The organism is Acidovorax radicis, assembly GCF_020510705.1.
GTDB lineage: Bacteria > Pseudomonadota > Gammaproteobacteria > Burkholderiales > Burkholderiaceae_C > Acidovorax > Acidovorax radicis_A.
On sequence record NZ_CP075184.1, the window covers coordinates 339,723 to 364,761 of the forward strand.

At 63.1% G+C, this 25,039-nt stretch carries 23 protein-coding genes; 9 read left to right on the plus strand and 14 right to left on the minus strand.

Annotated elements, in window-relative coordinates; translation table 11 throughout:
• Positions 1–78: 78 nt before the first annotated feature.
• A complete protein-coding gene (locus tag KI609_RS01485) occupies positions 79–801 on the minus strand; it encodes a response regulator (protein ID WP_226446409.1) in 723 nt (240 codons plus the stop codon).
• A gap of 189 nt (positions 802–990) precedes the next feature.
• Positions 991–2,364, minus strand: coding sequence for an AmpG family muropeptide MFS transporter (locus KI609_RS01490; protein ID WP_226446412.1), 1,374 nt, complete (start codon positions 2,362–2,364; stop codon positions 991–993).
• 32 nt (positions 2,365–2,396) lie between these two features.
• Between KI609_RS01490 and KI609_RS01495 the strand changes: the two genes are divergently transcribed.
• On the plus strand, positions 2,397–3,260 hold the full coding sequence (locus KI609_RS01495) for a M48 family metallopeptidase (RefSeq protein WP_226446413.1): 864 nt from the start codon (positions 2,397–2,399) through the stop codon (positions 3,258–3,260).
• A gap of 150 nt (positions 3,261–3,410) precedes the next feature.
• On the opposite strand, the gene KI609_RS01500 is transcribed toward KI609_RS01495, so the two are convergent.
• The 4 genes from KI609_RS01500 to KI609_RS01515 form a co-directional block, all read right to left on the minus strand.
• Complete coding sequence (locus KI609_RS01500) at positions 3,411–4,511, minus strand: GGDEF domain-containing protein (protein ID WP_226446415.1); 1,101 nt, start codon at positions 4,509–4,511, stop codon at positions 3,411–3,413.
• Positions 4,512–4,783: 272 nt separating this feature from the next.
• Positions 4,784–5,422: an MBL fold metallo-hydrolase gene (locus KI609_RS01505; protein ID WP_226446417.1), complete on the minus strand. Its 639-nt coding sequence runs from the start codon at positions 5,420–5,422 to the stop codon at positions 4,784–4,786.
• Between the two features lie 24 nt (positions 5,423–5,446).
• The gene (locus tag KI609_RS01510) at positions 5,447–7,387 is read right to left on the minus strand and encodes a GspE/PulE family protein (RefSeq protein WP_226446419.1); all 1,941 of its coding nucleotides are present in this window, start codon (positions 7,385–7,387) and stop codon (positions 5,447–5,449) included.
• Between the two features lie 28 nt (positions 7,388–7,415).
• Positions 7,416–8,219: an exodeoxyribonuclease III gene (locus KI609_RS01515; protein ID WP_226446421.1), complete on the minus strand. Its 804-nt coding sequence runs from the start codon at positions 8,217–8,219 to the stop codon at positions 7,416–7,418.
• Positions 8,220–8,229: 10 nt separating this feature from the next.
• Here KI609_RS01515 and pyrE point away from each other — a divergent pair, with 10 nt between their 5' ends.
• Together pyrE and KI609_RS01525 are read left to right on the plus strand one after the other, a co-directional pair.
• Positions 8,230–8,928 carry an orotate phosphoribosyltransferase gene (pyrE, locus tag KI609_RS01520; protein WP_226446423.1) on the plus strand — a complete coding sequence of 233 codons (699 nt, stop codon included), beginning with the start codon at positions 8,230–8,232 and terminating at the stop codon, positions 8,926–8,928.
• A gap of 26 nt (positions 8,929–8,954) precedes the next feature.
• The gene (locus tag KI609_RS01525) at positions 8,955–9,611 is read left to right on the plus strand and encodes a DUF4124 domain-containing protein (protein WP_413463407.1); all 657 of its coding nucleotides are present in this window, start codon (positions 8,955–8,957) and stop codon (positions 9,609–9,611) included.
• 112 nt (positions 9,612–9,723) lie between these two features.
• On the opposite strand, the gene gatB is transcribed toward KI609_RS01525, so the two are convergent.
• From gatB to gatC, 3 genes are all read right to left on the minus strand, one after another.
• Positions 9,724–11,184 (minus strand): Asp-tRNA(Asn)/Glu-tRNA(Gln) amidotransferase subunit GatB, encoded by a 1,461-nt coding sequence (gene gatB, locus KI609_RS01530; protein WP_226446425.1) that lies wholly within the window; start codon positions 11,182–11,184, stop codon positions 9,724–9,726.
• Positions 11,185–11,296: 112 nt separating this feature from the next.
• Positions 11,297–12,793 (minus strand): Asp-tRNA(Asn)/Glu-tRNA(Gln) amidotransferase subunit GatA, encoded by a 1,497-nt coding sequence (gene gatA / locus KI609_RS01535; RefSeq protein WP_226446426.1) that lies wholly within the window; start codon positions 12,791–12,793, stop codon positions 11,297–11,299.
• Positions 12,794–12,804: 11 nt separating this feature from the next.
• Complete coding sequence (gene gatC, locus KI609_RS01540; protein WP_226446428.1) at positions 12,805–13,104, minus strand: Asp-tRNA(Asn)/Glu-tRNA(Gln) amidotransferase subunit GatC; 300 nt, start codon at positions 13,102–13,104, stop codon at positions 12,805–12,807.
• 216 nt (positions 13,105–13,320) lie between these two features.
• Between gatC and KI609_RS01545 the strand changes: the two genes are divergently transcribed.
• The 4 genes from KI609_RS01545 to mrdA all read left to right on the plus strand — a co-directional run bounded on the left by KI609_RS01545 (position 13,321) and on the right by mrdA (position 17,998).
• Positions 13,321–14,364 carry a rod shape-determining protein gene (locus KI609_RS01545; protein WP_226446431.1) on the plus strand — a complete coding sequence of 348 codons (1,044 nt, stop codon included), beginning with the start codon at positions 13,321–13,323 and terminating at the stop codon, positions 14,362–14,364.
• A gap of 128 nt (positions 14,365–14,492) precedes the next feature.
• On the plus strand, positions 14,493–15,416 hold the full coding sequence (gene mreC / locus KI609_RS01550) for a rod shape-determining protein MreC (RefSeq protein WP_226446432.1): 924 nt from the start codon (positions 14,493–14,495) through the stop codon (positions 15,414–15,416).
• Positions 15,417–15,453: 37 nt separating this feature from the next.
• Positions 15,454–15,972, plus strand: a complete 519-nt coding sequence (gene mreD / locus KI609_RS01555; protein WP_226446433.1) for a rod shape-determining protein MreD — start codon at positions 15,454–15,456, stop codon at positions 15,970–15,972.
• 85 nt (positions 15,973–16,057) lie between these two features.
• Positions 16,058–17,998 (plus strand): penicillin-binding protein 2, encoded by a 1,941-nt coding sequence (gene mrdA / locus KI609_RS01560; protein ID WP_226446434.1) that lies wholly within the window; start codon positions 16,058–16,060, stop codon positions 17,996–17,998.
• Positions 17,999–18,077: 79 nt separating this feature from the next.
• On the opposite strand, the gene KI609_RS01565 is transcribed toward mrdA, so the two are convergent.
• From KI609_RS01565 to KI609_RS01585, 5 genes are all read right to left on the minus strand, one after another.
• The gene (locus tag KI609_RS01565) at positions 18,078–18,971 is read right to left on the minus strand and encodes a DMT family transporter (protein ID WP_226446435.1); all 894 of its coding nucleotides are present in this window, start codon (positions 18,969–18,971) and stop codon (positions 18,078–18,080) included.
• Between the two features lie 362 nt (positions 18,972–19,333).
• Positions 19,334–20,077 (minus strand): amino acid ABC transporter ATP-binding protein, encoded by a 744-nt coding sequence (locus tag KI609_RS01570; protein WP_226446438.1) that lies wholly within the window; start codon positions 20,075–20,077, stop codon positions 19,334–19,336.
• Positions 20,074–20,856 carry an amino acid ABC transporter permease gene (locus KI609_RS01575; RefSeq protein WP_226446440.1) on the minus strand — a complete coding sequence of 261 codons (783 nt, stop codon included), beginning with the start codon at positions 20,854–20,856 and terminating at the stop codon, positions 20,074–20,076. The genes KI609_RS01570 and KI609_RS01575 overlap by 4 nt, the downstream gene beginning before the upstream one ends.
• A gap of 72 nt (positions 20,857–20,928) precedes the next feature.
• Positions 20,929–21,693: an ABC transporter substrate-binding protein gene (locus KI609_RS01580; protein ID WP_226446443.1), complete on the minus strand. Its 765-nt coding sequence runs from the start codon at positions 21,691–21,693 to the stop codon at positions 20,929–20,931.
• A gap of 287 nt (positions 21,694–21,980) precedes the next feature.
• Positions 21,981–22,739: a sulfite exporter TauE/SafE family protein gene (locus KI609_RS01585; RefSeq protein ID WP_226446447.1), complete on the minus strand. Its 759-nt coding sequence runs from the start codon at positions 22,737–22,739 to the stop codon at positions 21,981–21,983.
• Between the two features lie 365 nt (positions 22,740–23,104).
• Here KI609_RS01585 and KI609_RS01590 point away from each other — a divergent pair, with 365 nt between their 5' ends.
• Together KI609_RS01590 and KI609_RS01595 are read left to right on the plus strand one after the other, a co-directional pair.
• Positions 23,105–24,487: an ammonium transporter gene (locus KI609_RS01590; RefSeq protein WP_226446449.1), complete on the plus strand. Its 1,383-nt coding sequence runs from the start codon at positions 23,105–23,107 to the stop codon at positions 24,485–24,487.
• Between the two features lie 172 nt (positions 24,488–24,659).
• Positions 24,660–25,007 (plus strand): hypothetical protein, encoded by a 348-nt coding sequence (locus tag KI609_RS01595; RefSeq protein WP_226446451.1) that lies wholly within the window; start codon positions 24,660–24,662, stop codon positions 25,005–25,007.
• Positions 25,008–25,039: the final 32 nt, after the last annotated feature.

A 25,039-nucleotide genomic window follows, 5' to 3' on the forward strand; every position in this document is an offset into this window, starting at 1 on the left:
GGGCGTGCTGAAGGCATGGGGTGGCTGCTGAGCAGGGTCGCGGTCAGGGTTACGGTCAGGGTCACGGGCGCAACCCTCTCAATCCTGCTGTTTTGCAAACACATACCCCACGCCCCGCACGGTGAGGATGCGGCGCGGGTTTTTGGCATCTTGCTCGATAGCCGCGCGGATGCGGCCCATGTGCACGTCGATGGAGCGGTCGAATGCCTCCAGCTCGCGGCCACGCACGGCTTCCATGATCTGGTCACGCGTGAGCACGCGGCCCGCGCGCTCGGCCAGCGCCACCAGCAGGTCGAACTGGTAAGAGGTGAGGTCGGCCAGCTCGCCCGCTACCGTCACGGCGCGTGCATCGCGATCGATCTCCAGCGTGCCAAACCGTAGGACCTGCGTGGCGGGTGTATTAGCACCGCCGCCGGTGCGCCGGCGCAGGATGGCGCGGATGCGGGCCAGCAGTTCGCGGGGCTCAAAAGGTTTGGGCAGATAGTCATCGGCGCCGAGTTCCAGGCCAATGATCCGGTCCATCGGGTCGCCTTTGGCGGTCAGCATGAGCACGGGCACCTGCGCGGCGTTGCCCTGCAGCGAGCGGATGCGCCGACACACTTCGAGCCCGTCCATGTCGGGCAGCATGAGGTCGAGAATGACCAGATCAGGCAGCGGCCCGGCATCGGGCCCCTGCAGCTGGTCAATGCCACTTTTGCCGTCTGCGCAATGGGTGACCTGCAAGCCCGACTGGCCCAGGTATTCACCCACCATCTGCGCGAGGCGGGCATCGTCTTCGATCATCAAAAGTTGCGAGCTCATGGGGGCAGTGTAGTAAGGGGAAACGGGTGGCTGGCATCAGCGGTGTGTTGCGCCTCGCCCGGCGGGTTCGCCAAGGGGACATGCTCGGCGGTGGGCGTCGCGTTGTGTTGAAGCGTCCGTAAAGTTGCGGTAAACCCCGCGCGCCGGCAAAATCCATATGCTATCAAATGAATAGCATTATCGGCATGTTCATCGAGCGCTATCTGGCATTTTGACTCTGGAAGCCAGCGCCACCAGCACCAACACCGGAACCCCCAGCATGGCCGTCGCCGTAAAGAACTGCGCATAGCCGAATGCATCGACATAGTCGCCCGAGAAGCCCGCCACAAACTTCGGCAGCAGCAGCATCATGGAGCTGAACAGTGCGTACTGCGTGGCCGAGTAGCTCACGTTGGTCAGGCTCGACAGGTAGGCAATGAACGCGGCCGACGCAATGCCGCTGGCCAGGTTGTCGGCCGACACCACGGCAATCAGCGCCGTCACGTCGTGCCCATGCCCGGCCAGCCAGGCAAAAAGCAGGTTGCTGGCGGCGCTGAGAACGGCGCCCAGCATCAGCACGCGCATCACGCCCACACGCAGCGACAGCACGCCGCCCACGAAGGCGCCCACCAGCGTCATGATGACGCCATACACCTTGGTTACGGCCGCCACCTCGTCTTTGGTGAAGCCCATGTCCACATAAAACGGGTTGGCCATGATGCCCATCACCACGTCGCTGATGCGATAGACAGCGATCAATGCCAGGATGAGTGCGGCGTGCCAGCCGTAGCGGCCTAGAAAGTCGGCAAACGGGTCTACCAGCGCGCCTTTGAGCCACTCTGTGGCGTTTTTGGCCGGGGGCTGCTGCACCCGCGCGGGTTCGCGCGAGAACAACACGGTGACCACGCCCACGGCCATGGACGCCGCCATGGTGAGGTACGCCGCCTGCCAGGCGCCGTTCTGATAGGCCGCCGCGCCCTGGGCCACAGCCTGCCCGATGGCAGGGGCCGCCTCTGCGCGTGCCGCAATCCACAGCACCCCAGCACCAGCCCAGATCATGGCTAGGCGGTAGCCTGTCTGGTACGAAGCGGCCAGCGCAGCCTGGTGGTTGGCGTCGGCGGATTCAATGCGAAAGGCATCGAGCGCAATATCTTGCGTGGCCGAGCCAAACGCCACCGCCAGCGCACACCACACGATGGGCCCCAGCGTGATGCGCGGGTCGGCCAGCGCCATGCCCACCAGCCCGGCCACGATGAGGCCCTGCGACAGCAGCAGCCAACTGCGGCGCCGGCCCATCCACCGGGTGAGCAGCGGGATGGGCAGCCGGTCCACCAGGGGCGCCCATACCCATTTGAAGCCATAGGCCAGCCCGACCCAGCTCAGGTACCCGATGGTGCCGCGGTCGATGCCGGCTTCGCGCAGACGAAAACTCAGCGTGCCGAGCACCAGCAAAAGCGGCAGCCCGGCGGAAAAACCCAGCGTGAGCATGCGCAGGCTGGCAGGCTCCAGGTACACGCGCAGGGTCTGCAGCCAGGGGGTGCGCGTGGGCGCAGACGGGGTGGGGTTGGGGGAGATATCTGACATGGGGGCGGGCGGTTTTTGTCTATTATTCCTGCATGTGTCTGCTCTGCCCCTCGCCCCGTGTCGCGTCCTCCCCTTCAGGGTCTGCCCCGTGGTCTGCGCGCCGTGCTTTTTTGCTGGCCGCTGGCGCCAGTGCTGCGGCACCGGTGTGGGCGCAGGTGGATGTGGGTTCCGCGTCGAGCCTGCGCAAGCTCGTGCCCGCCGAGACGCTGGAAAAATCCGCTGCCCAGCAATACCAGCAGATGCTGGAGCAGGCCCGTGCCAAACGTGCGCTGGCGCCCGACGGGCATCCACAGCTGCAGCGCCTGCACGCCATTGCCAAGCGGCTGATTCCCTTCGCATCCACCTGGAACGAGCGTGCGCGCCAATGGCGCTGGGAGGTCAACCTCATTGGCAGCCAGCAGATCAACGCTTTTTGCATGCCCGGCGGCAAGATTGCCTTCTACACCGGCATCCTCGACCAGCTCAAGCTGACCGAAGACGAGACCGCCATGGTCATGGGGCACGAAATGGCCCATGCCCTGCGCGAGCACGCACGCGAGCGCATCGCCAAGACCCAGGGCACCAATCTCGCGTTGCGCCTGGGTTCGCAGCTTTTGGGCCTGGGTGATCTGGGCAATGCCGCCGCCAGCCTGGGCGGGCAACTGCTGTCGCTGCAGTTCAGCCGGTCTGACGAAAGCGAGGCCGACCTGGTGGGGCTGGAGCTGGCCGCGCGCGGCGGCTACGACCCTTCGGCTGCCGTGAGCCTGTGGAACAAGATGGGCAATGCCACGGGGAGCAAACAGGGCGGTCTCGCCTTTTTGTCCACCCATCCCTCCGGCCCCGCGCGCATCCGCGAGCTGGAGCAGAACGTGCCCCGGGTGCGGGGGCTGTATGAGGCAGCGCGGCGCAAGGGGTAAACATTTGCTATGCAGTTGATAGCTGCTTGCGCATATGGAGTAAGCGCTACAGCCTATTTTGACTGTGATTTTTGCTGACGACAGATGGCGCCCGCATTCTGTGTGTAGCGAGAGCGTGGGGGTGCACGCAGCAACGCCGGGCGGCTTCACTCACCCTTGGCTCACCCGATTGCGCCCCGCGTGTTTGCTTTGGTAAAGCGCCTTGTCGGCGCGCACCGTGGCGGCCTGCAAGTCGTCGGGGCCGTGCACCTGCGCCACACCGAATGACAGCGTGAGCGAGACGGGTGCGCCTTGGCCCACAGGCACAGGTGTTTGCTCGATGGTCGCTCGAATGCGCTCTGCCGTGGCCATCGCGGCCTCGCGCCCAGCGGCGGGCATCAGCGCCAGAAACTCCTCGCCGCCCCAGCGCGCCAGCACATCGCCCTCGCGCAGGTTGCTGCTCAGCGTGTGGGCCACGGCAACCAGCACCTCATCCCCCACGGCGTGGCCCAGCAGATCGTTCACGCGTTTGAAGTGGTCCACGTCGCACAGTAGCAGCGTGACGGGCGTGCCGTCGCGCTGGCTGCGCATCAGCGCATGGGCGGCCAACGCTTCGAAGTGGCTGCGGTTGCTCAGGCCGGTCAGGGGGTCGAGCGTGGCCTGTTTGCGCAAGCGGCTTTCGGCCCGCAGGATGGTGTGCCGATAGAACGCGGCGAGCGCGGCCGAGAGCGCAAACACGATGCAGATGTGGATCCAGTTGACGATCTTCACGCTGAACGCAGGCAGGGGCGCCAGCGGCGCCAGGTGGTCACACAGCTCCTGCAGGCCCAGGTAATAAGCCAGCAAGGCCACCACCACCGGTAGCGCAAAGCCACGGGTATTGGCAATCACGATGGCGGGAATGAACAGCAGTAGGTAGTAATGAAAACCGCTGTTCCAGCCAATGAGCAGCGACCCCAGCGCCGAGTGCGCGATCACCTCCAGCCAGATCAGCGCCAGGGCGCTGATGTTGTAGCGGTTCTGGATGAGCTTGTATGCCGCGAGGTACATCGCAATGCTGACGAGGTTGACCGCCGCCAGCGGCATCGACCCCAGCCACAGAAACAGCACGATGTAGCCCGCGTCGATGGCCGCAGCTGTCAGCGCCACCCGCTGCACCATGGCCCAGTACGCCTTGCCCGCCAGGCTGGAGCCCCGCTGTGGCAGGGTGAACGCCCGTGGCGCCAGAGGCGTGGTCCGGGAGCGGGCGCGAGGGGATGCGGGATGTTCCATTCGAGTCGGGTGCAAGCGAAAGGCGCAGGCGCCGCCGCAAGATGAAAGCAACAGAATGTGACATTCTAGAAAAGCCCGCCCACTTTTATCGCCCGATGTGGCTGGTGTTGGTGGCGTATGGCGTGCCTTGAAGGCATGGGGCTGCCCGTTGGCCCCTAAAACAGAGGCCTTCATAGGCCTTGTGTGGGCGCTGATGCCAGCGGCGAGGTGGGCCGGTGCGCGCCATCGCTTGCGGTGATCCGGCTTTGGGGGCTTAGATCGTGAACACGTTCTTAGGTGCCGCCCACGTAAGGGTTGTTCTGGCGCTCCCTCCCAAACGTGCTTTCTGGCCCATGCCCGGGGATGAACACGGTCTGGTCGCCCATGGGCCACAGGCGCTGCACGATGCTGTCAATCAGGTCCTGATGGTTGCCCTGTGGAAAGTCGGTGCGGCCAATGCTGCCCGCAAACAACACGTCACCCACAAAGGCCCGGTCGATTTGCGGCGCGTGAAAGACCACGTGCCCGGGCGTGTGGCCGGGGCAGTGGCGCACCTTCAGCGTTTCGTTGCCGATCTGCACCTGGTCACCGTCCGCCAGCCAGCGTGTGGGCGTGAACGGCTGCGCGGGCGGAAAACCGAACATCGCGCTTTGTTCGGGCAAGCCATCGATCCAGAATTGATCGCCCGGGTGCGGACCGACGATGGGCAACTGCAGGCGTTGGGCCAGTTCGCCCGCGCCTCCGGCGTGGTCGATGTGGGCGTGGGTGAGCCAGATCTGCTCCAGGCGCACGCCCAGGCGTTTGGCTTCTGACAGCAGCTTGTCCAGGTCGCCGCCCGGGTCGATGACGGCGGCTTTCTGGGTGGCGTCACACCAAACCAGGGAGGCGTTCTGTTGAAAGGCGGTAACGGGGACGGTGAGGTATTGCAGCATGCGCAAAGCAAAGTGGGCGAAGGGTCAGAGATTGGTGGCGGCCACCACTTCGGACATGTCTGTCAGGCCTTGCAGCACCTTTTCGATGCCGTCCTGGCGCAGGGTGAGCATGCCGTCGGCAAGGGCTGAGAGGCGGATGTCAGAGGCCGAGGCGCGGCGGCGGATGTGCTGGCGGATCGCCTCGTTGCTCAGCATCAGCTCGTGAATGCCCAGGCGCCCGTGGTAGCCATGTTGTTCGCACTGGCTGCAGCCCTTGTGGCGCCACAGCGTGACCTCGCCTTTTTCGTTGCCATGGCTGTTGCGCCAGCGCTCCACTTGCGCCGCGCGCGCTGCGTCGGTGTTGGCGGAGCTGCTTTCAAGGTACTGCGCGGCCATCGTCTGCAGGGTGTCGTTGTCGGCCGTCCAGGGCTCGCGGCACCCGGTGCACAGGCGGCGGACCAGGCGCTGGGCCAGGATGGCCAGCAACGAGTCGGAGAAGTTGAACGGGTCCAGGCCGATCTCCAGCAGCCGTGCAATGCTCTCGGGGGCCGAATTGGTGTGCAGGGTAGACAACACCAGGTGCCCCGTGAGCGAGGCCTCGATGGCAATGCGCGCGGTTTCCTCGTCGCGCATTTCGCCAATCATGATGACGTCAGGGTCGGCACGCAAAAAGGTGCGCATGGCCGCCGCAAAGGTCCAGCCAATGCGCGGGTTGACCTGCACCTGGCGCAGACCGCTCTGGGTGATTTCTATCGGGTCCTCGGCCGTCCAGATCTTGCGCCCAGCGGTGTTGATGTCGCGGATCACCGAGTGCAGCGTGGTGGTCTTGCCGCAACCGGTGGGGCCCACCACCAGCACCAGTCCATAGCTCTTTTGCACCACCTCGCGCATGACAGCGAGGTTGGACGGGCTCAGGCCGATGTGGTCCAGCGGCAGTGGTTTGGCACCTGCCAGCAGGCGCAGCACCACATCCTCAAGCCCGCGCGAAGTGGGCACCGTGACCACGCGCAGCTCTACGGGGGGGCCGCCAAAACGCGAGAAGTCGATCTTGCCGTCCTGCGGCTTGCGGTGCTCGGAGATGTCCATGCTCGCCATGATCTTGATGCGCGCCACCATGGCGTAGCGAAACCGGGAGGACAGCTCCAGATAAGGCACCAGGTCGCCATCGATGCGCAAGCGCACGCGCACGTTTTGCGGCGCGGCTTCGGTTTCGATATGGATGTCAGAGGCACGGTGGGCGATGGCTTCCTCGATGATCGAATTGATCAGGCGCACCAGGGTGTTGTCGGACTCGGTCACCACGTCCGCCTCGGTGGTGTCGTTGTCGGGGGAGGTGTTTCCGAGGTTGAGCAAAAGCTCTTTGGACGTGGCGCGCGCTGCAGAGGGGGGCAAGTGGGTGCCGTTGCCGGCCAGACCGGATGGGGCGGCCGGCCCTGCGGGATGCACGCTGTAGGCCTTGGCGATGGCGGGTAGCAGTGTGCCGGGGGCCGCCTGCAGCGGGACTACGCGGCGTTGGGTGAGAAAACGCAGTTCGTCGAGCAGGGCGCGGTCGCCGGGGTCCGCCATGAGCACCACCAGCGCATCATCGCGCGCCAGCAGCGGCAGCACCGACTCGCGCTCGGCCACGTTGCGCGGCACCAGGGCCAGGGCAGGGGCGTCGGGCAGCAGGTACTGCGGGTGCACGACGTAGTCCCCCAGCCACGATGCAATAGCCTCGCGCAGCTGGTCTTGCGACAGGTGGCCCTGATCGACCAGGATCTGGCCGATCAGGCGCTGCACACCCGCCTTGCGTTCTGCCTGTTGCGTTTGCAGACCCGCCATCAGCGCGTCTGTGGCCACCATGTCGGCGTTGACCAATGCCTCGCCCAGGTGCCGGGCCTTGCCCACCAGCGGGTGGGGCGTGCTGACCAGTTTCCAGAGGGCTTCCGCATCTTGGGGCTCGAAAAACGTCGAAGGTGTGCTGGTGGCTGTCGTCGATGTGGGCATAGGGTGGGCAGCTGGCCTGCGAGGCCGATCAGAGATCGAATGAGTAATCGATGGTCAAGGGCGCGTGGTCCGAGAATTTTTCGCCCTTGTAAACGGATTCAGTGCGTGCCAATGCCGCCAATGCTGGCGTGGCCAGGTGGTAGTCCAGCCGCCATCCGACGTTGTTGGCATAGGCCTGGCCGCGATTGCTCCACCAGGTGTAGGCGGTGTCCGTAGCGGAAGGTTGTAACTGACGGTAAACGTCTATGATGCCGCCGCCTTCGTCAGTTGTGTGTAACAACTTTGTCATCCAAGCGCGTTCTTCGGGCAGAAAACCACTGTTCTTCTGATTACTGCGCCAGTTTTTCAGATCAATTTGCTGGTGCGCAATGTTGATGTCGCCACACAGGATGAACTCGCGCTCGCGCTTGAGCTGCATGAGATGGGGGTGGAACTCGGCCAGAAAGCGGAACTTGGCCTGCTGGCGTTCTTCGCCGGATGAGCCGCTGGGAAAATACGCACTGATGATGGACAGCTTGCGCGCTGGGGTGTCAAAACGCAGCTCGACATATCGGCCTTCGGCATCGAATTCGGGCGAGCCGTAGCCCACCACCACGTCCGAGGGTTCGTACCGGGTGTAGACACCTACCCCCGAATAGCCCTTTTTGTGGGCAAATTGAAAGTGGCCTTGCAGGTCTGCCAGGCGCTCGAAGCGGTTAGCCATATCAGCCGCCTGGGCCTTGACTTCCTGTACGCAAATACAATCCGGCCGCGTGGCTGCCATCCAGCTTTCCACGCCCTTGCTGGTGGCCGAGCGGATGCCATTGAGATTGAGGCTGGTTAATTTGAACAAGGATTTCCCCATGGTGGATGTAGGCGCGCAAACCTCTGAGCAGGGCCTGCTGGCGCAGGAGTTTGTACGTTTTGCCGTTGAGTCGGGCGTGCTGCGTTTTGGTGAATTCAAGACCAAGGCGGGGCGCATGAGCCCCTATTTCTTTAATGCCGGTCTGTTTGACGACGGCCGCAAGATGGGCCGACTCGCAGAATTCTATGCAAAAGCCCTGCTGGCCAGCGGCATTGAATTCGACATGGTCTTTGGCCCTGCCTACAAGGGGATTCCCCTGGCGGCCACGGTCGCGGTGGAACTGGCGCGGCGAGGGCGCAACGTGCCGTTTGCCTACAACCGCAAGGAAGCCAAAAGTCACGGGGAAGGGGGAACCCTGGTGGGCGCACCGCTCCAGGGGCGCGTGCTGATTGTGGACGACGTCATGTCGGCCGGCACCGCCGCGCGCGAGTCCATCGCCATCATCCGCGCCGCTGGCGCCACGCCGCATGCGGTGGCCATTGCGCTGGACCGGCAGGAAAAAGCCACAGAGAATGGTCAGGATGTAGAGCACAGCGCCGTGCAGTACGTGCGCCATCAATTGGGCATGCAAGTGTGCACCATTGCGCGGTTGGCAGACTTATTGCTCTTCCTTGAGCAAAATGGGGAAGAGGGGATGCGCTCCCACCACGAAAAGGTGCTGGCCTATCGCCAGCGTTATGGCGTTAACGAGGGGTAAATGGTTTGAGCAAATCGGTGTGGATCATGGGCGTGGTGATGTTGGCGACCGTCGGCACCGAAGCGGCGTGGGCGCAGGCGTCGCCTGCCGCGAGCATCTACACGTGCGTGGACCGCAATGGGCGCCGACTCACCGCCGACCGGCCGATTCCGGAATGCCTTGACCGCGAACAGCGCGAGCTGAGTCCGTCGGGCCTTACGCGCCGTCAGATCGGCCCCTCGCTCACCGAACACGAGCGTGCCGCCCAGGAAGTGCAGCGCCGCAAGGAAGTCGAGGCGCGCAACCGCGAAATCGAAGAGCGCCGCCGCGAGCGCGTGCTGACCGCCCGCTACCCCGACAAGGCGGCCCACGATGTGGAGCGTTTTGCCGCCATTCAGCTGGTGGATGACGTCACCGCCACCGCCGAGAAACGCATGGCCGAGCTGAAAGAGCAGCGCAAGGCCATGGACGTGGAGATGGAGTTCTACAAACGCGACCCTGCCAAGGCGCCCATGTCGCTGCGTCGCAAGATCGCCGAGAACGAGGAGGGCATTGCGGAGCAGATGCGCTTCATCGCGGGCCAGGACCAGGAAAAGCGGCGGGTCCACCAGCGGTTTGATCTTGAACTGGCCCAACTGCGCAAACTGTGGGAGTCACAACGCGCACCATTGACGACCGATACGGCGTCTTCACCGGCCCGATGAGGTTCAAATAACCGGTGTTCCCGGTCCGCCGGATATGCCGAAAAAACAAAGGGGCCGTGAGGCCCCTTTGTTTTGGTTGCACGCACAGCAAAGCGCAGTGCAGGGCGTGCCGTCAGGCGCTCAACTTGGCACGCAGCAGCTCGTTGACCTGCGCCGGGTTGGCCTTGCCTTTGCTGGCTTTCATGATCTGGCCGACCAGGGCGTTGAACGCCTTGTCCTTGCCCGCACGGAATTGCGCCACGTTGTCGGCGTTGGCGGCAATCACCTCGTCGATGATCTTCTCCAGCGCGCCGGAGTCGTTCATCTGCTTGAGGCCCTTGGATTCGATGACGGCATCCACGTCGCTCGACTCGCCAGTCCACAGCGCATCAAACACCTGCTTGGCTGCGTTGTTGGAGATCGTGCCGTCGGCAATGCGGCCGATCAGTGTGGCCAGTTGTGCGGACGTGACCGGGGCGTGCTCAATGCCGATCTCTCCCAAGTTCAGGCGGCGCGATACCTCGCCCATGACCCAGTTGCTGACCAGCTTGGCTTGTCCGCAGGTCTTGGCCGCAGCCTCGAAATATGCCGCCATCGCCTTGCTTTGCGTGAGGGTGGTGGCGTCGTATTCAGGCAGGCCGTAGTCCGCCACAAAACGTGCGGCCATGGTGCGGGGCAGCTCGGCCATCAGCGCACGCTCTTCTTGCACCCAGGCTTCGGAGATGTGCAGCGGCGGCAGGTCCGGGTCGGGGAAGTAGCGGTAGTCGGCAGCGTCTTCCTTGGTGCGCATCGCCCGCGTCTCGCCCGTGTCGGGGTCGAACAGCACGGTAGCTTGCTGGATCGTGTGCCCGTCTTCAATCTGCTCGATCTGCCAGCGGATCTCGTAGTCGATGGCCTGCTGCATGAACTTGAACGAGTTCAGGTTCTTGATCTCTCGGCGTGTGCCCAGCGGGCCGCCCGGTTTGCGCACCGACACGTTGGCGTCACAGCGGAAGCTGCCTTCCTGCATGTTGCCGTCGCAGATCCCGATCCAGGTCACGATCTTGTGCAGCTCTTTGGCATAGGCCACCGCCTCTTCGCTGCTGCGCATGTCAGGCTCGGTCACGATCTCCAGCAAGGGCGTGCCTGCGCGGTTCAGGTCGATGCCCGATTGGCCCCCTCCACCGAGGGCAGAGTCTTCGTGCAATGACTTGCCCGCGTCTTCTTCCAGGTGCGCACGCACCAGCTTCACGGTTTTCTTTTGGTCGCCGAGGAAGAATTCGACTTCGCCGCCTTGCACCACGGGGATCTCGAACTGGCTGATCTGGTAGCCCTTGGGCAGATCGGGGTAGAAATAGTTCTTGCGGGCAAAAATGCTCACGGGCGCAATGTGCGAGCCCAGCGCCAGCCCCAGCCGAATGGCGCAGGCCACGGCCTCGCGGTTCATCACGGGCAAGGTGCCGGGCAAAGCCAGGTCCACGGCGCAGGCCTGCGTGTTGGGCTCCGCACCAAATGCAGTGCTGGCGCGGCTGAAAATTTTGCTCTGGGTGGCGAGCTGGGTGTGGGTCTCAAAGCCGATGACGACTTCGTACCCCTGAATCAGTTTCACAGACATGGGGTTCTGTCCTTGGCTATCAAAAGAGGAGCTGGTAGCGCTTGATAAATAACGGATTCAGCATCATTTGAGGCTAAATCCGTTGAGTAAAAAGCGCTGCCAGCTATGGTTTTTAGAGCGGGCTGCGCAGATGAAAGTCGGTCGCCTGCTGCAGACGATGCGCGGCATTCAGCAGCCTGGCTTCCTGAAAGTAGTTGCCAATCAGTTGCAAACCCACAGGCATGTTGCCTTCGCCGAAGCCCGCTGGCACGCTCATGCCGGGCAGGCCGGCCAGCGACGCGGGCAGCGTGAAGATATCGGCCAGGTAGTCGGCCAGCGGGTCGTTGCCATGCTCGCCCAGCTTCCAGGCCACGGTGGGCGCCACAGGGCCCGCAATCACATCGCATGCCTTGAACGCGTTCTGGAAGTCGTCGGCAATCATGCGGCGGATCTTTTGCGCCTGCAGGTAGTAGGCGTCGTAGTAGCCATGGCTCAGCACATAGGCGCCGATCATGATGCGGCGCTTGACCTCGTCGCCAAAACCTTCGGCGCGGGTCTTTTTGTACATGTCCACCAGGTCGGTGTAGTCCTTGGCGCGGTGGCCGAACTTCACGCCGTCGAAGCGGCTCAGGTTGGACGAGGCCTCGGCCGGCGCGATGATGTAGTAGACCGGGATGGACAGCTCGGTGCGCGGCAGCGTGATGGGCACGAGTTGGGCGCCGAGCTTTTCGTATTCCTTCAGGGTGGCATCGACCGCAGCGCGCACATCGGGCGCCAGGCCTTCGCCGAAGAATTCGGCGGGGATGCCAATGCGCAGGCCTTCGATGCTGTCATTGAGCTTGGCGCTGAAGTTATCGGCAGGCACGTCGAGCGACGTGGAATCGCGGTCTGGATCGGGGCCGCACATCGCGGACAAGAGCAGTGCGCAATCTTCGGCGCTGCGGGCCATGGGGCCGGCTTGGTCCAGGCTGGAGGCGAAAGCGATCATGCCGTAGCGGCTGGCGCGGCCATAGGTGGGCTTGATGCCGGTGATGCCGCAAAACGAGGCGGGTTGGCGGATGGAGCCGCCGGTGTCGGTGCCGGTCACGGCGGGCGCGAGGCGCGCGGCCACCGCCACCGCGCTGCCGCCGGAGGAGCCGCCGGGGATGCGGTTCGTGTCCCAGGGGTTGCGCACCGGGGCGGGTGCATCAAAACCCACGGGGGCGACGGCCGAGTTCTCGTTGGAGGAGCCCATGGCGAACTCATCACAGTTGAGCTTGCCCAGTGTCACGGCGCCCGCGTCGGCGAGCTTGGTCACCACGGTGGCATCGAAGGGAGATTGGTACCCCGCCAGCATTTTGGAGCCTGCTGTGCTGGGGAAGCCGCGCGTGACGAAGATGTCCTTGTGGGCAATCGGCACGCCTTCCAGCGCGCCCGCGGTGCCTGCGGCGATGCGGGCGTCCGCTGCCTTGGCCTGGCTCAGTGTCGCTTCTTCGTTCAGGGCGACATAGGCGCCCAGATGGTTGTGGGCATGGGCGCGGGCCAGAAAGTGCTGGGCGGCCTCCACGGCAGAAAACTGCTTGTCGCGCAGACCGGTTGCCAGTGCGGCAACGCTCAGATCGTGCAGGGCTTTGGTCGTTGTAGTGCTCATGTGGGCCTTCCTCACTCGATCACTTTGGGCACAAGGAACAGGCCGCGCTCGACAGCAGGTGCGCTTTGCTGGTTCGCTTCACGCTGATTGGGCTCGCTGGCCACGTCCTCGCGCAGTCGCAAGGCCACATCCTGAATGGTCGCAACGGGGTGTGCTAGGGGCGTAATGCCCGAGGTATCCACAGCCCGCATCTGTTCCACGATGTCAAAGAAGCCATTGAGCTGGGTTAGCATGCGCTCACTTTCGGAGGGTGTCAGCTCAAGCCGTGCCAAGTTGGCAATGCGGCCGATGTCCTGGGGGGTCAATGCCATAGGGAGGAGAATCTAAAGAAACCAGAAGTAAAGCTGCGATCCGCACCTTGTCGGAGGGAGTTATTCACAGGGGATGGGGTATTATCCCGGCTTTGCCGCAATACCCTCCTCCAGGCCGGTTTTTGTGCGAAAAAAGCGAAATTTGACCCCACCCACTCCCTGACACACCTGGCGATGGCAGGCCGACGTGCATGCCGTGCCTGAGAGGATTTTTGAATGTTCGGAGCTTTCCGTCGGTATTTCTCCACCGACCTTGCCATTGACCTTGGCACAGCCAACACCCTCATCTTCGCCCGCGACAAAGGCATTGTGCTTGATGAGCCCTCTGTCGTCGCCATCCGCCACGAAGGCGGGCCCCATGGCAAAAAGGTCATCCAGGCCGTAGGCCATGAGGCCAAGGCGATGCTGGGCAAGGTGCCCGGCAATATCGAAGCCATCCGGCCCATGAAGGATGGCGTGATTGCCGACTTCGTGATCACCGAGCAGATGATCAAACAGTTCATCAAGATGGTGCACCCGCGCACGCTGTTCACCCCCAGCCCGCGCATCATCATCTGCGTGCCCTGCGGCTCCACCCAGGTCGAGCGCCGTGCCATCAAGGATGCCGCAGAAGCTGCTGGCGCCACGGCGGTTTATTTGATCGAAGAACCCATGGCTGCTGGTATTGGCGCGGGCCTCCCCGTGTCGGAAGCCTCGGGCTCCATGGTCGTTGACATTGGCGGCGGCACCACGGAAGTGGGCGTGATCTCGCTGGGCGGCATGGTCTACAAGGGCAGCGTCCGCGTTGGTGGCGACAAGTTCGACGAAGCCATCATCAGCTACATCCGCCGCAACTACGGCATGCTGATTGGTGAGCCCACGGCCGAAGCCATCAAGAAGAACATCGGCTCTGCTTTCCCCGGCTCCGAAGTGCGCGAGATGGAAGTCAAGGGCCGCAACCTCAGCGAAGGGGTGCCGCGCAGCTTCACCATCAGCTCCAACGAGGTGCTGGAAGCGCTGACTGATCCTTTGAATCAGATCGTATCTGCGGTGAAGAACGCGCTGGAACAAACGCCCCCCGAGCTCGGCGCCGACATTTCTGACCGCGGCATGATGTTGACCGGTGGTGGTGCGCTGCTGCGCGACCTGGACCGCCTGCTGGCCGAAGAAACGGGCCTGCCCGTGTTGGTGGCCGAAGACCCGCTGACCTGCGTGGTGCGTGGGTGTGGCATTGCGCTAGAGCGCATGGACCGCCTGGGCAGCATCTTCACCAGCGAATAATCCGTTGCAGCCTGTATGCTGCAGGCTATTTCGCTCTGAACTGCATGATTGCACCCGCTCCAATGCTTCTTTCTGAGCATGTGCCTAACGTGCCGCCTGCGCGCGGCACACACTGATCGCTGCGCGTCATGTCACTGGGGACCCTTGAGCGCAGCGCTCCGCCTTTTTTCAAGCAGGGCCCGTCGGCCCTGGCACGTTTGGCCATGTTCACTGCGCTGGCCGTATTCCTGATGGTGGCAGATGCCCGGTTTCAGCTCACCAGCCCGTTTCGGCAGGCTGTAGCCACGGTGCTATACCCCGTGCAGTGGCTCATGCTCAAGCCGGTAGAGTTCGCAACCCACGGGGCAGGCTATTTCCAGTCGCTGCAAGCGGCACAGGACGATCTCGACACGGCCCGCAGGAAGATGACTTTGATGGGGCAGCGCGCCAACCAAGCCGAGCAGCTGGTCATGGAGAACGCCCGTCTGCGCAAGTTGCTGGCGCTGCGCGACCGCCTGGAGACTTCCGCACAGGCTGCGGAAGTTGTCTATGACACTGCCGACCCTTTCACTCGCCGCGTGGTTCTGGACCGCGGGCAAATGGGTGGCGTGGAGCTTGGGGCGCCCGTCATGGACGAGGCGGGGGTGCTGGGGCAAGTGACGCGCGTTTTTCCGCTCGTGAGCGAAGTCACCCTGTTGATTGATCGCGATCAGGCTATTCCTGTGTTGAACGTACGCACTGGCGTGCGGGGTGTTGCTTACGGTGACCCCGTGGCCGGGCATGCTGGCGGAATGGAGCTGCGTTTCATGCCCGCCAATGCCGATATCCGAGAAGAAGATTTGCTCACCACCAGTGGCGTGGACGGCTTGTACCCGCCCGGACTTCCGGTGGCGCGGGTTGTGCGTGTCGAACGCAGTGCTGATTCCGCCTTCGCCCGCATCTATTGCGTGCCACTGGCGCAGGTGCAGGGGGCGCGCCACGTGGTGGTGCTCAAACCGCTGGGAGATACGGGATTGCCACGCCCAGAATCTGTACCACCGCTACAGGCCGCCAGGAAGGGGGCGCGTAAATGACCCCGGCCTGTGCTGTGATTGAAAGCGGGGTATCACCATGATCATGCCGCGTGGTGAACCCCTGCTGCTGCCGGTCAACCCGGCATTCATCTGGGTCAGTCTGGTGATGGGGCTGGCCATCAATATGGTGCCACTCGGGCGCATCGTCTGGATGCCCGATCTGCTCATGGTGCTGCTCGTTTTTTGGTGTGTGCAGCAGCCCCTGCGCATTGGCATGGGGGCGGCGTTTGTGTTGGGGCTTTGCATGGACGTGAGCCAGTCGGCATTGCTGGGTCAGCATGCGCTGTCTTACACGGTGTTGTCCTTTGGTGCCGTGGCGGCACGCCGACGCCTGCTGTGGTTCAGTGTGCCATCGCAAGCGCTGCAATTGCTGCCGCTCTTTGCGCTGGCGCACGCCGTGGAGCTATTACTGCGTTGGGCCTCGGGGGGCATATTTCCGGGGCTGTGGGGTTTTATGGCACCGTTGCTGGAGTCGTTGCTTTGGCCGTTGGCCAGCTGGGTGCTGTTGGCGCCCCAGCGTCGTCCACCCGACAGCGATCAAAACCGCCCCTTGTGACCATGTCGCGTGTCGATGCCATTGCGCCACATACCGTTCCGCACGCCGGGGCTGTGGATCTGTGCGCGGTTGAGGCTTGGCGCTCATGACGGAAGTGCGCAGTAGCGAGGCCGATGCCTCGCGCTTTCGGGTGCGGGCCGTGGTGGTGGGGGCCCTGGTGTTTTTGGCGTTCTGTCTGCTGACAGCGCGGCTGGTTTTTTTGCAGGTTGTCCGCCACGAAGACCTCGCGGCACAGGCCGAGAGCAACCGCACTGCCGTGGTGCCTATCGTGCCCAACCGGGGCCTCATCCTGGACCGCAACGGTGTGGTGCTGGCCACCAATTATTCGGCCTACACGTTGGAGATCACGCCATCGCGCGTGGGCGATCTGGACGAAACCATCGACGAGCTGGCGAAGGTGGTCGAAATCCAGCACCGCGACCGGCGGCGGTTCAAGCGGCTCATGGAAGAGTCGCGCAACTTCGAGTCACTGCCCATTCGCACGCGGTTGACCGACCAGGAGGTGGCCCGCTTTGCGGCGCAGCGATACCGCTTCCCGGGCGTGGACATCAAGGCGCGGCTGTTCCGCAACTACCCCTTGGGTGATGTGGGAAGCCACGCCATCGGTTACATCGGCCGTATCAACCAGAACGAAAAAACCCGCCTTCAGGACTCCGACGACGAAGCTAACTACCGCGGTACCGAATACATCGGCAAGCTGGGCGTCGAGCAGAGCTTCGAGTCTGCCTTGCATGGCGGCACCGGTGTCGAGCAGATGGAGACATCAGCGGGCGGCCGTGCGGTACGCAAACTTTCCAGCCATGCGGCGACACCCGGGGACAGCGTCATGCTGTCGATCGATATCAAGCTGCAAAAGCTCATCGAAGAGTTATATGGATCCCGCCGTGGAGCGCTGGTGGCCATTGACCCGCGCAATGGCGAAATCCTGGCGCTGGTGAGCAAGCCCACGTTCGACCCCAACCTGTTTGTAGAAGGCATTGATACCGAGAACTGGGCTGCGCTCAACGAGTCCATCGACAAACCCCTTCTCAACCGTGCGCTGCGCGGCACCTATCCTCCGGGCTCGACCTATAAGCCTTTTATGGCGTTGGGCGCATTGCAACTGGGTAAGCGCTCGCCCAGTCTCGTGATCAATGATCCCGGCTACTACACGTTTGGTGGCCATACGTTCCGCAGCCATGAAGGAGGGCTGGGTGGCGTGGATATGCTGCGGGCCATCCAGTTCTCCAGCAATACCTATTTTTATTCGCTGGCCGTTGAAATGGGTGTCGACAATATCCACGACTTCATGAAGCCCCTGGGCTTTGGTCAGATCACCGGTATCGATCTCAACGGAGAGCTGCGCGGGACGCTCCCGAGCACCGAATGGAAACGCAACGTCTACAAACGCGCAGACATGAAGCGCTGGTTTCCTGGCGAAACCGTGTCGCTGGGGATCGGTCAGGGCTACAACAACTTCACGATGCTTCAACTCGCGCTTGCCGAGGCGACGCTGGCCAATGGCGGCACCCGCTATCGCCCTCACATCGCCAAGGCGGTGAAAAATGCGGTCACGGGCGTTGTGACCGAGATCATCCAGCCTGCAGGTACCAACCTGGGCTATCTGCCAAAAAACGTGGACTTGGTACGCAACGCGCTGGTGGCCGTCAACAAAGCTGGGACCGGCACCCGTATTTTCATGGGCGCGCCCTATACATCGGCCGGCAAAACGGGCACGGCGCAGGCCATGACACTGGGCCAGAATGTGAAATACAACGCGAAGGCGCTGGAGGAGCACCAGCGCGACCATTCCTTATTTGCCGCATTTGCACCGGCCGAAGAGCCAACCATCGCGTTGGCGTTGATTGTCGAAAACGCGGGTTTCGGTGCGACCAGCGCCGGACCCATCGCGCGCCGGGTGTTTGACTATTGGTTGACTGGCGACTACCCGAGTGAGGAAGATATCGCTGCGGTGCAGAAGGGGCAGTCTGGTCCGCCTATTGGCAAGCCTCGCAAAGTGAGCGAAGTGCCTTTGGTGGCCCCGTGATCTTCAGTAAGCAGGCAGCGCCAAGGTGTCAGCGCAGCGCGTGCTCTGCGCGTGCACCGCGAATTGCCTAGAAACGATCTCAGAGGGCCGCTGGCGCCGTCTCGGCAGAAGGGGACAACTGGCTGAACACCAGTGCCGCCACGATCAGCGCCGCGCCGCTCAAGCCGGCCCAACCCAGCTGCTCTCCCAGCAGCACCCAAGCCGTCAGTGCCGCGAAGACAGGCTCCAGCCCAAAAACGATGGCACTGCGCATGGCATCCACGCGCTGCTGTCCCCAGGCTTGTAGTGTCACCACCAAAACACTGGCGAGCAGGCCCAGATACAAAAGTGCGATCCATGCGTTGGTGGGCAGATGTGCGGCCGATGCCGTCCAGTCGCTGCCACCGTCGCGCACGCACAGTGCCAGGGTCGATGCCGCTGCCATTACCGCCGCCTGTGCGGCCGCCATGCGGGTGGCCCGCAGCGGTTGTTTGGCGGTGCGCCGGGCGCATTCCTCCAGCACGAGGATGTAAATGGCATAAAACACGGTGCTGGACAAGGTGAGCGTATCGCCCAGGTTCCAGGGGGCATCCTCATGAAACATCAATACCATGCCCGCCAGGGCCATGCCACACGCGGCCCACAACTGCCAGCCGTAGCGGCGGCCCATCACGGCCATTGCGATGAGTGGTACCACCAGCACATTGAGCCCGGTGACGAATGCATTGCGATTGCTGCTGGTGCGCGCCAGCCCCTCGATTTGCAGCCAGAAGGCCATGAACAGCAACACGCCCAGAGCGCAGCCCCACAGCTTTTCATGGCGGCGCATACCCCACCACAGCGGACCAAGAACCACAAGCGCGATGAGAAATCGCCACCAAATGATCTGTAGGGCATCGAGCTCGGTGGTGAGCAATTTCATCGCGGGAAAGGTGGTGCCCCACACCATCGTCACTAACAGCAAGGCCACGAGGCCGGAACGTTCTGGGCGCATAAAGAAACTGGGCTGGCCGGTTTAGCAGCCAACCTGAAAAAGAAACAAATACAACGTGAAGACCAACGACGGTTTGGCCGTCCGGCACGCTGGCGGTATGTCGCACTGTCCTTGGGGTGGCCCCGCAGGCTCACCCCCACGGGGCGTCATTCAAGCCAACGAGCCAGCCACGCCTCCAAGCACTGTTCATGCGCTGCTCGGTGACCCGCGCTGCACGGATGCTGGACTGCGTCCCCATCGACTCTTTGGCGACCAGATCAAAGATCCTTGTGCCTCTGAATGAAACCCAGGGTGATGGTCTTGGATTCCCGCGAAGCCCTGTCAAGCGCAAGCGTGTTGGCGGCGCCAGACCGACCTGCTTCTCAGTTGCTCATGCGGCCGATAAAAGCGCGAATGCGGTCGTTGGCAGGGTTGTTGAAAAACTCTTGGGGCGGCGCATCATGAATGATGCATCCCTGGTCGAAGAACATGACACGGTCGGCCACTTCGCGGGCAAAACCCATCTCGTGAGTAACCACAATCATGGTCATGCCGCCGCGCGCCAGTTCGCGCATGACGTCCAGCACCTCTTGCACCATCTCGGGGTCGAGCGCCGAGGTGGGCTCATCAAACAGCATCACCTTCGGAGCCATGGCCAGTGCCCGTGCAATCGCCACCCGTTGCTGCTGGCCGCCCGACAGTTGCCAGGGGTACTTGTGCGCGTGGTCCTGCATGCCCACGCGGCGCAGCAGGGCCATGGCCTGCGCGTTGGCCTTGGCTCGGGGGATATGGCGGATACGGCGTGGCGCCAGCGTCACGTTGTCCAGGACCGACATGTGACCGAACAGGTTGAACTGCTGGAACACCATGCCCACCTCGCTGCGCTGCTTTTGCAGCGTCTGCTGGTCGTCGGTGACTTCTACGCCGTCGATGGTGATATGCCCTGAGTCATGAGGCTCCAGCCGGTTGATGGCACGCAGCAGCGTGCTCTTGCCGGAGCCCGACGCACCAATGATCACCGTGACCTCGCCCGTGTTGAACACGGTGGAGACCTCGCGCAGCACCTGGTGGGCACCGAACGCTTTGCAGACCCGATCGGCCACAATAAATGGGGTAGGTGCACTCATTGGTTGCGCCCTTCCACGTCAAAGCGGTACTCGACGGCATTCGATATCTGGGTGACCAAGGTGGTCAGCAGCAGATAGGTCACGGCCACGGTCGTGAGCGTGGCGATGGGCTGAAATGTGGCCGACTGAATGCGGTTGCCCACATTGGTCAGCTCCACCACGCCGATGGCGTAGGCCAGCGAAGAATCCTTGAGCAGCGCCACGAAGTTGCTGACCAGCGGGGGCAGCGAGATCTTGAATGCCTGCGGAAACACCACATCCATGAAGACCGACATGCGCCCCAGACCCAGGGCTCTGGCGGCTTCGGTCTGACCACGGGGCACCGCCAGCAGGCCTGCGCGCACCGCTTCGGCGTTGTAGGCGCCGACATTCAGTCCCAGGGCCACCACAGCGGCCGCGAAATCGGGCAGATTGGCGCCAGGCACCAGCACCGGCAGCGCGAAATAGACGAACAGAATCTGCACCAGCAGTGGCGTACCGCGGATGGCCCAGATGTAGAAGCTGGCGATCCAGCGCAACCCGATCCAGCGGGCGGTGCGAGCCAGTGCGGCGGCCGTGCCCAGCACCAGGCCGACGCTGCCACTCGTCAGCGTGAGCCACAGAGTGGTGCGAGCGCCGTCGGAGAAAGCCTGGGCATTGGGGCCGATGGGATCGGGGAAGAACGAGAGCAGCCAGCCGAGCAGGGCCAGCGCGAGCACCATCAGCACAAGGGCTGTCACCAGCGTGGCATTGCTGCGTTGCTGGCGGCTCCACTGTGGGGGCCAGATTGCGGTCAGCATGGAAATGAGGCCGGCGCCCGTGGCCTTCCGTCAAGGAGGGCCACGGGCGCCGGAAGGTCCTTCTAGGTCAGGTTATTTCGCGCAGCGCACGTCTTCGTTGAAATACTTCTTGGAGATGGCGGCATAGCTGCCATCGGCCAGGACCTCGTCGAAGGCCTTGTTCCAGGCCTCAGCCAGACCGGTGTTGCCCTTGGTCACTGCAGGAGCGATGCGCTCAACGAACAACATGTCGCCCAGCTTGAAGCCCGCCTTGGCGTTCTTGGCGGCGGCTTCCTTGGCAACAAACTTGTCGCTCACCCAGGCGTCCACGCGTTTGGAGATGAGGGCACGCTGCGCGTCGGTGTCTTGCGGGAAGTTCTTCACGTCCTTCACACCGGTGAGCTTCTGCACGTTTTGCAGGTAGCTGGTGCCGGTCTGTACGGCCACGGTCTTGCCTGTCAGGTCAGCGGCGGTGCGGATTTTGGGGTCCAGCGCGACAATGATGCCACCCGAACAGTAGTGGGGCGCGGCGAACGTGACGGCCTTGGAGCGCTCTTCGGTCACGCCGTGCGAGGCGATGACAACGTCCCAGCGGTCTTGTGCCAGGCCGGTCAGCAGGGCGTCAAAGCCCAGCGTTTTCCATTCCAGCTTTACACCCATTTTCTTGACCACGGCTTCTGCCACTTCAACTTCAAACCCGGTCAGCTTGGTGCCCTGGAAAAAATTGAAGGGTGCAAACTGGCCCTCTGTTGCGATGACGATCTTGCCGTCTTTTTTGATCTCTTCCACGGACCGGGCCTGAACGGCGAATGCGGCGCAAAGCGCGAGGGCGGTGGCGGCAACCTTGAACAATTTCATGGAAAACGTCCTGTCGGGGGTATCTCAGGTACAAAAAAACCGGCAGGCGGGTAAGCCGGCCGGAGGCGGGGTTTGTTGATGCGGTCATCGCAAATGGCGAATCCTGCCGTCATCAAGTGGTAACGATTATAAATATGCGGAATTTTCACTTGGCGCAGTTGATGGCTCCAAGCTGCATTTTGTGTGCCAAATCACAACAGGTTTAGAGGGGTTTCACCGAGTGGGACAACACCAGTGAATAGAGCCATGTGCTCCGCACCGGCCTTTGCACACCGCTGACCTGCGCTTCACCGCAAAAAAGCGTCATAGCCCGTTTTCAAGATGAGGGCGCTCACCACCACGACGAAGATGCCCCGCACGAACCCGGTGCCATGCTTGAGTGCCAGGTGGGTGCCCAGCAGGCTGCCCACCACATTGGCGATGGCCAGCGTCACGGCAAAGTGCCACCACACATGCCCCTTGGCCGCGAACAGCAAGATGGCCGCAATATTGGTGGCGCAGTTGAGCAGCTTGGCCGATGCCGAGGCATTGAGAAAGTCGTAACCCAGCAGGCGCACAAAAAGAAAAACGAAAAAACTGCCCGTACCAGGCCCGAAGAAGCCGTCATAAAACCCGATGGTCACACCCACCAGGCTGGCGACGAGGACCTCCTGGCGGCCTGCGAAGCGGGGAGTGTGGTGCCGGCCCAGTTCTTTCTTGGCCAGGGTGTAGGCCAGCACGCCCAGCAGCACCAGCGGCAGCAGCTTGCGTAGAAAGTCGGCGGACATGATCGTGACCGCCCATGCGCCAGCAAATGAGCCCACAAACCCTGCGCCCGCCGCTGGCAGCATGGCGGTCCAACGAACGTGGACCCGTCGGCTGTATTGCCACGTGGCCATCGCCGTGCCCCACACCGAGGCGGCCTTGTTGGTTCCCAGCAGCGTGGCCGGTGGCGCGGCCGGAAACGCTGCAAAAAGAGCTGGGACCATCACCAGTCCGCCCCCACCCACAATTGCATCCACAAAACCTGCGAGCAGCGAGGCCAAGGTGATAAAAATCCATTCCATCGCAGGATTGTCGCACCTTGCTAGCTATCGATTGAGGAGCATTTGGCGGGGCGTTGGGTACCGAATGCGCAGATAACAGGCAAGAAAAAGGCGCTGGGATCGCCAGCGCCTGGAAAAAAGTCACACCTCATTGGGTGTTTGAATTTTGGTAGTTGATTAGAAGATGTCTCCTCGGGCCCCTCGCTTTGGCACACCGGAGCGCGCTTTCGAGTGACGTGACTTTAACGGCTGCACTTCGCTGGTGCATTGGTGGTTTCCCGACCCCCTTTGCAGGGCGTCCGTAGCTGCTTTTGCCCCGAATCGGGGGGCGTTGGTTGGCATGGCTCGTGCAACGCGCTTGTAACAATTTGCGAAAGGCAGCATATATGCGGGCATTCATGCACCGGTTGATGGCAATTGTCTGGTTGAGTCTCGGGTTGTACGCCAGTGCAATGGCCCAGACAGCGCCGCAGGCCACGGCGAACCCTGCCCCCCAGGCGGTGGCGACAGCCGCTGCGGCGCCACTGAAGCGCCCCACGCTGGTGGCCCAGGACACCGTGAGCGCGGCCGATACCGCATGGATGTTGACGTCCACCGCCTTGGTGCTGTTGATGACGCTGCCGGGCATTGCCCTGTTTTATGCCGGTATGGTGCGAAAGAAGAACGTGCTCAATACCATGGCGAGCGTGGTGGCCATCGCTGCACTGGTCAGTCTGTTGTGGTTTGCGGCGGGGTATTCGCTGGCTTTTACGCCAAGCAGCGCGTGGCTGGGCGGCTGGGAGCGCGCAGGGTTCACGGGGCTCGACTTCGATCTGGCAGGCGGCAAGCTGGCCGTGAGCCATGTGGCACCGCACATCCCCGAGTCGGTGTACGCCATGTTCCAGCTCACGTTCGCCATCATCACCGCCGCGCTGCTGGTGGGCGCGTTGGTCGAGCGCATGCGGTTTTCCGCCATGCTTATCTTCATTGGTCTGTGGAGCCTGCTGGTCTATGCCCCCGTGGCGCATTGGGTGTGGGAGCCCGGCGGCTGGCTCGCCCAGATGGGTGCGCTCGACTTTGCCGGGGGCTCGGTGGTGCATGTGAATGCGGGCGTGGCCGGGCTGGTGTGCGCCTGGTTCCTGGGCCGCCGCACGGGCTATGGTCGCGAGCCCTTCGAACCCTACAACCTGGGGCTCACTATGGCGGGCGCCGGCATGCTGTGGGTGGGCTGGTTTGGCTTCAACGCCGGCTCTGCCGTGGCGGCGGACGGGCGCGCCGGTCTGGCGATGGCGGTGACGCACCTGGCGGCAGCGGCAGGTGCCTTGTCGTGGATGCTGGGCGAATGGGTGGTGCGGGGCCGCCCGTCCTTGCTGGGGCTGTGCTCTGGTCTGGTGGCGGGGCTGGTGGCCATCACACCGGCTGCGGGTTTTGTCACGCTGCGCTCTGCGGTGGTGATTGGGCTGGTGGCCGGGCTGGCGTGCTACTGGGGCGCCACGGGGCTCAAGCGGCTGCTGCGGGTGGATGACTCGCTGGACGTTTTTGGTGTGCATGGCATCGGTGGCATTGTGGGCTCGCTGCTCACGGGCGTGCTGGCCAACAAGACGGTGGGAGGGGGGCCGGGCAGTTTGCTGACCCAGGCCATCGGTGTGGGTGCCGTGATGGCCTACAGCCTGGTGGTGACGGCCCTTTTGCTGTGGCTTATCAACTTTGCGATGGGATTGCGTGTAGACCCGCAGAGCGAGCAGACCGGGCTCGACATTGCCCAGCACCGCGAACGCCTGGGCGGATAGATGCAAGCCCCCCAGAGCCGCTTCGCGGCTGCTCCCTGGAGGGGACACCACCCGTGGCTTGGCAAAGCCAGTTCCACGGGGGCTCTGGCCTGGGCAGCGCCAGTGTCAGTGTCATGCCCAGCGATCGGTGCGCAGCGCAATGGATGACTGAAATGCAGTAAGGAGCCCCACGATGTCCGATTCCGACAAGCTCGCCATTGCGGCCCATTTGCATGTGTTGCTGCGCCGCAAGACGGGGCGTGTGACCGATACCGAATGGATGGCAGTCAACGCCGACTATGCGCTGGAGATTGTGCGGTTTGCGCGCCAGCGTGCCCGGGAAGACGCCGTGCCCGAGTTGGCCGAGTGGGCCGACCGCCTGGACCACGCCATCCATGCCGCACCAACCGTTGCACCACACCGCCCGATGAAGGACGTGGTAACGCAGGCCGTGCGCCAGCACATGGAACCACCGCCACCCCCGCCCAGCCCGCCGCAGCCCGCGCCAGAGCTGCCGCGCTACGTGGGTGGCATCCGGTGAAGTCGGCACCACCCACGGGCCCTTGCCCGGCG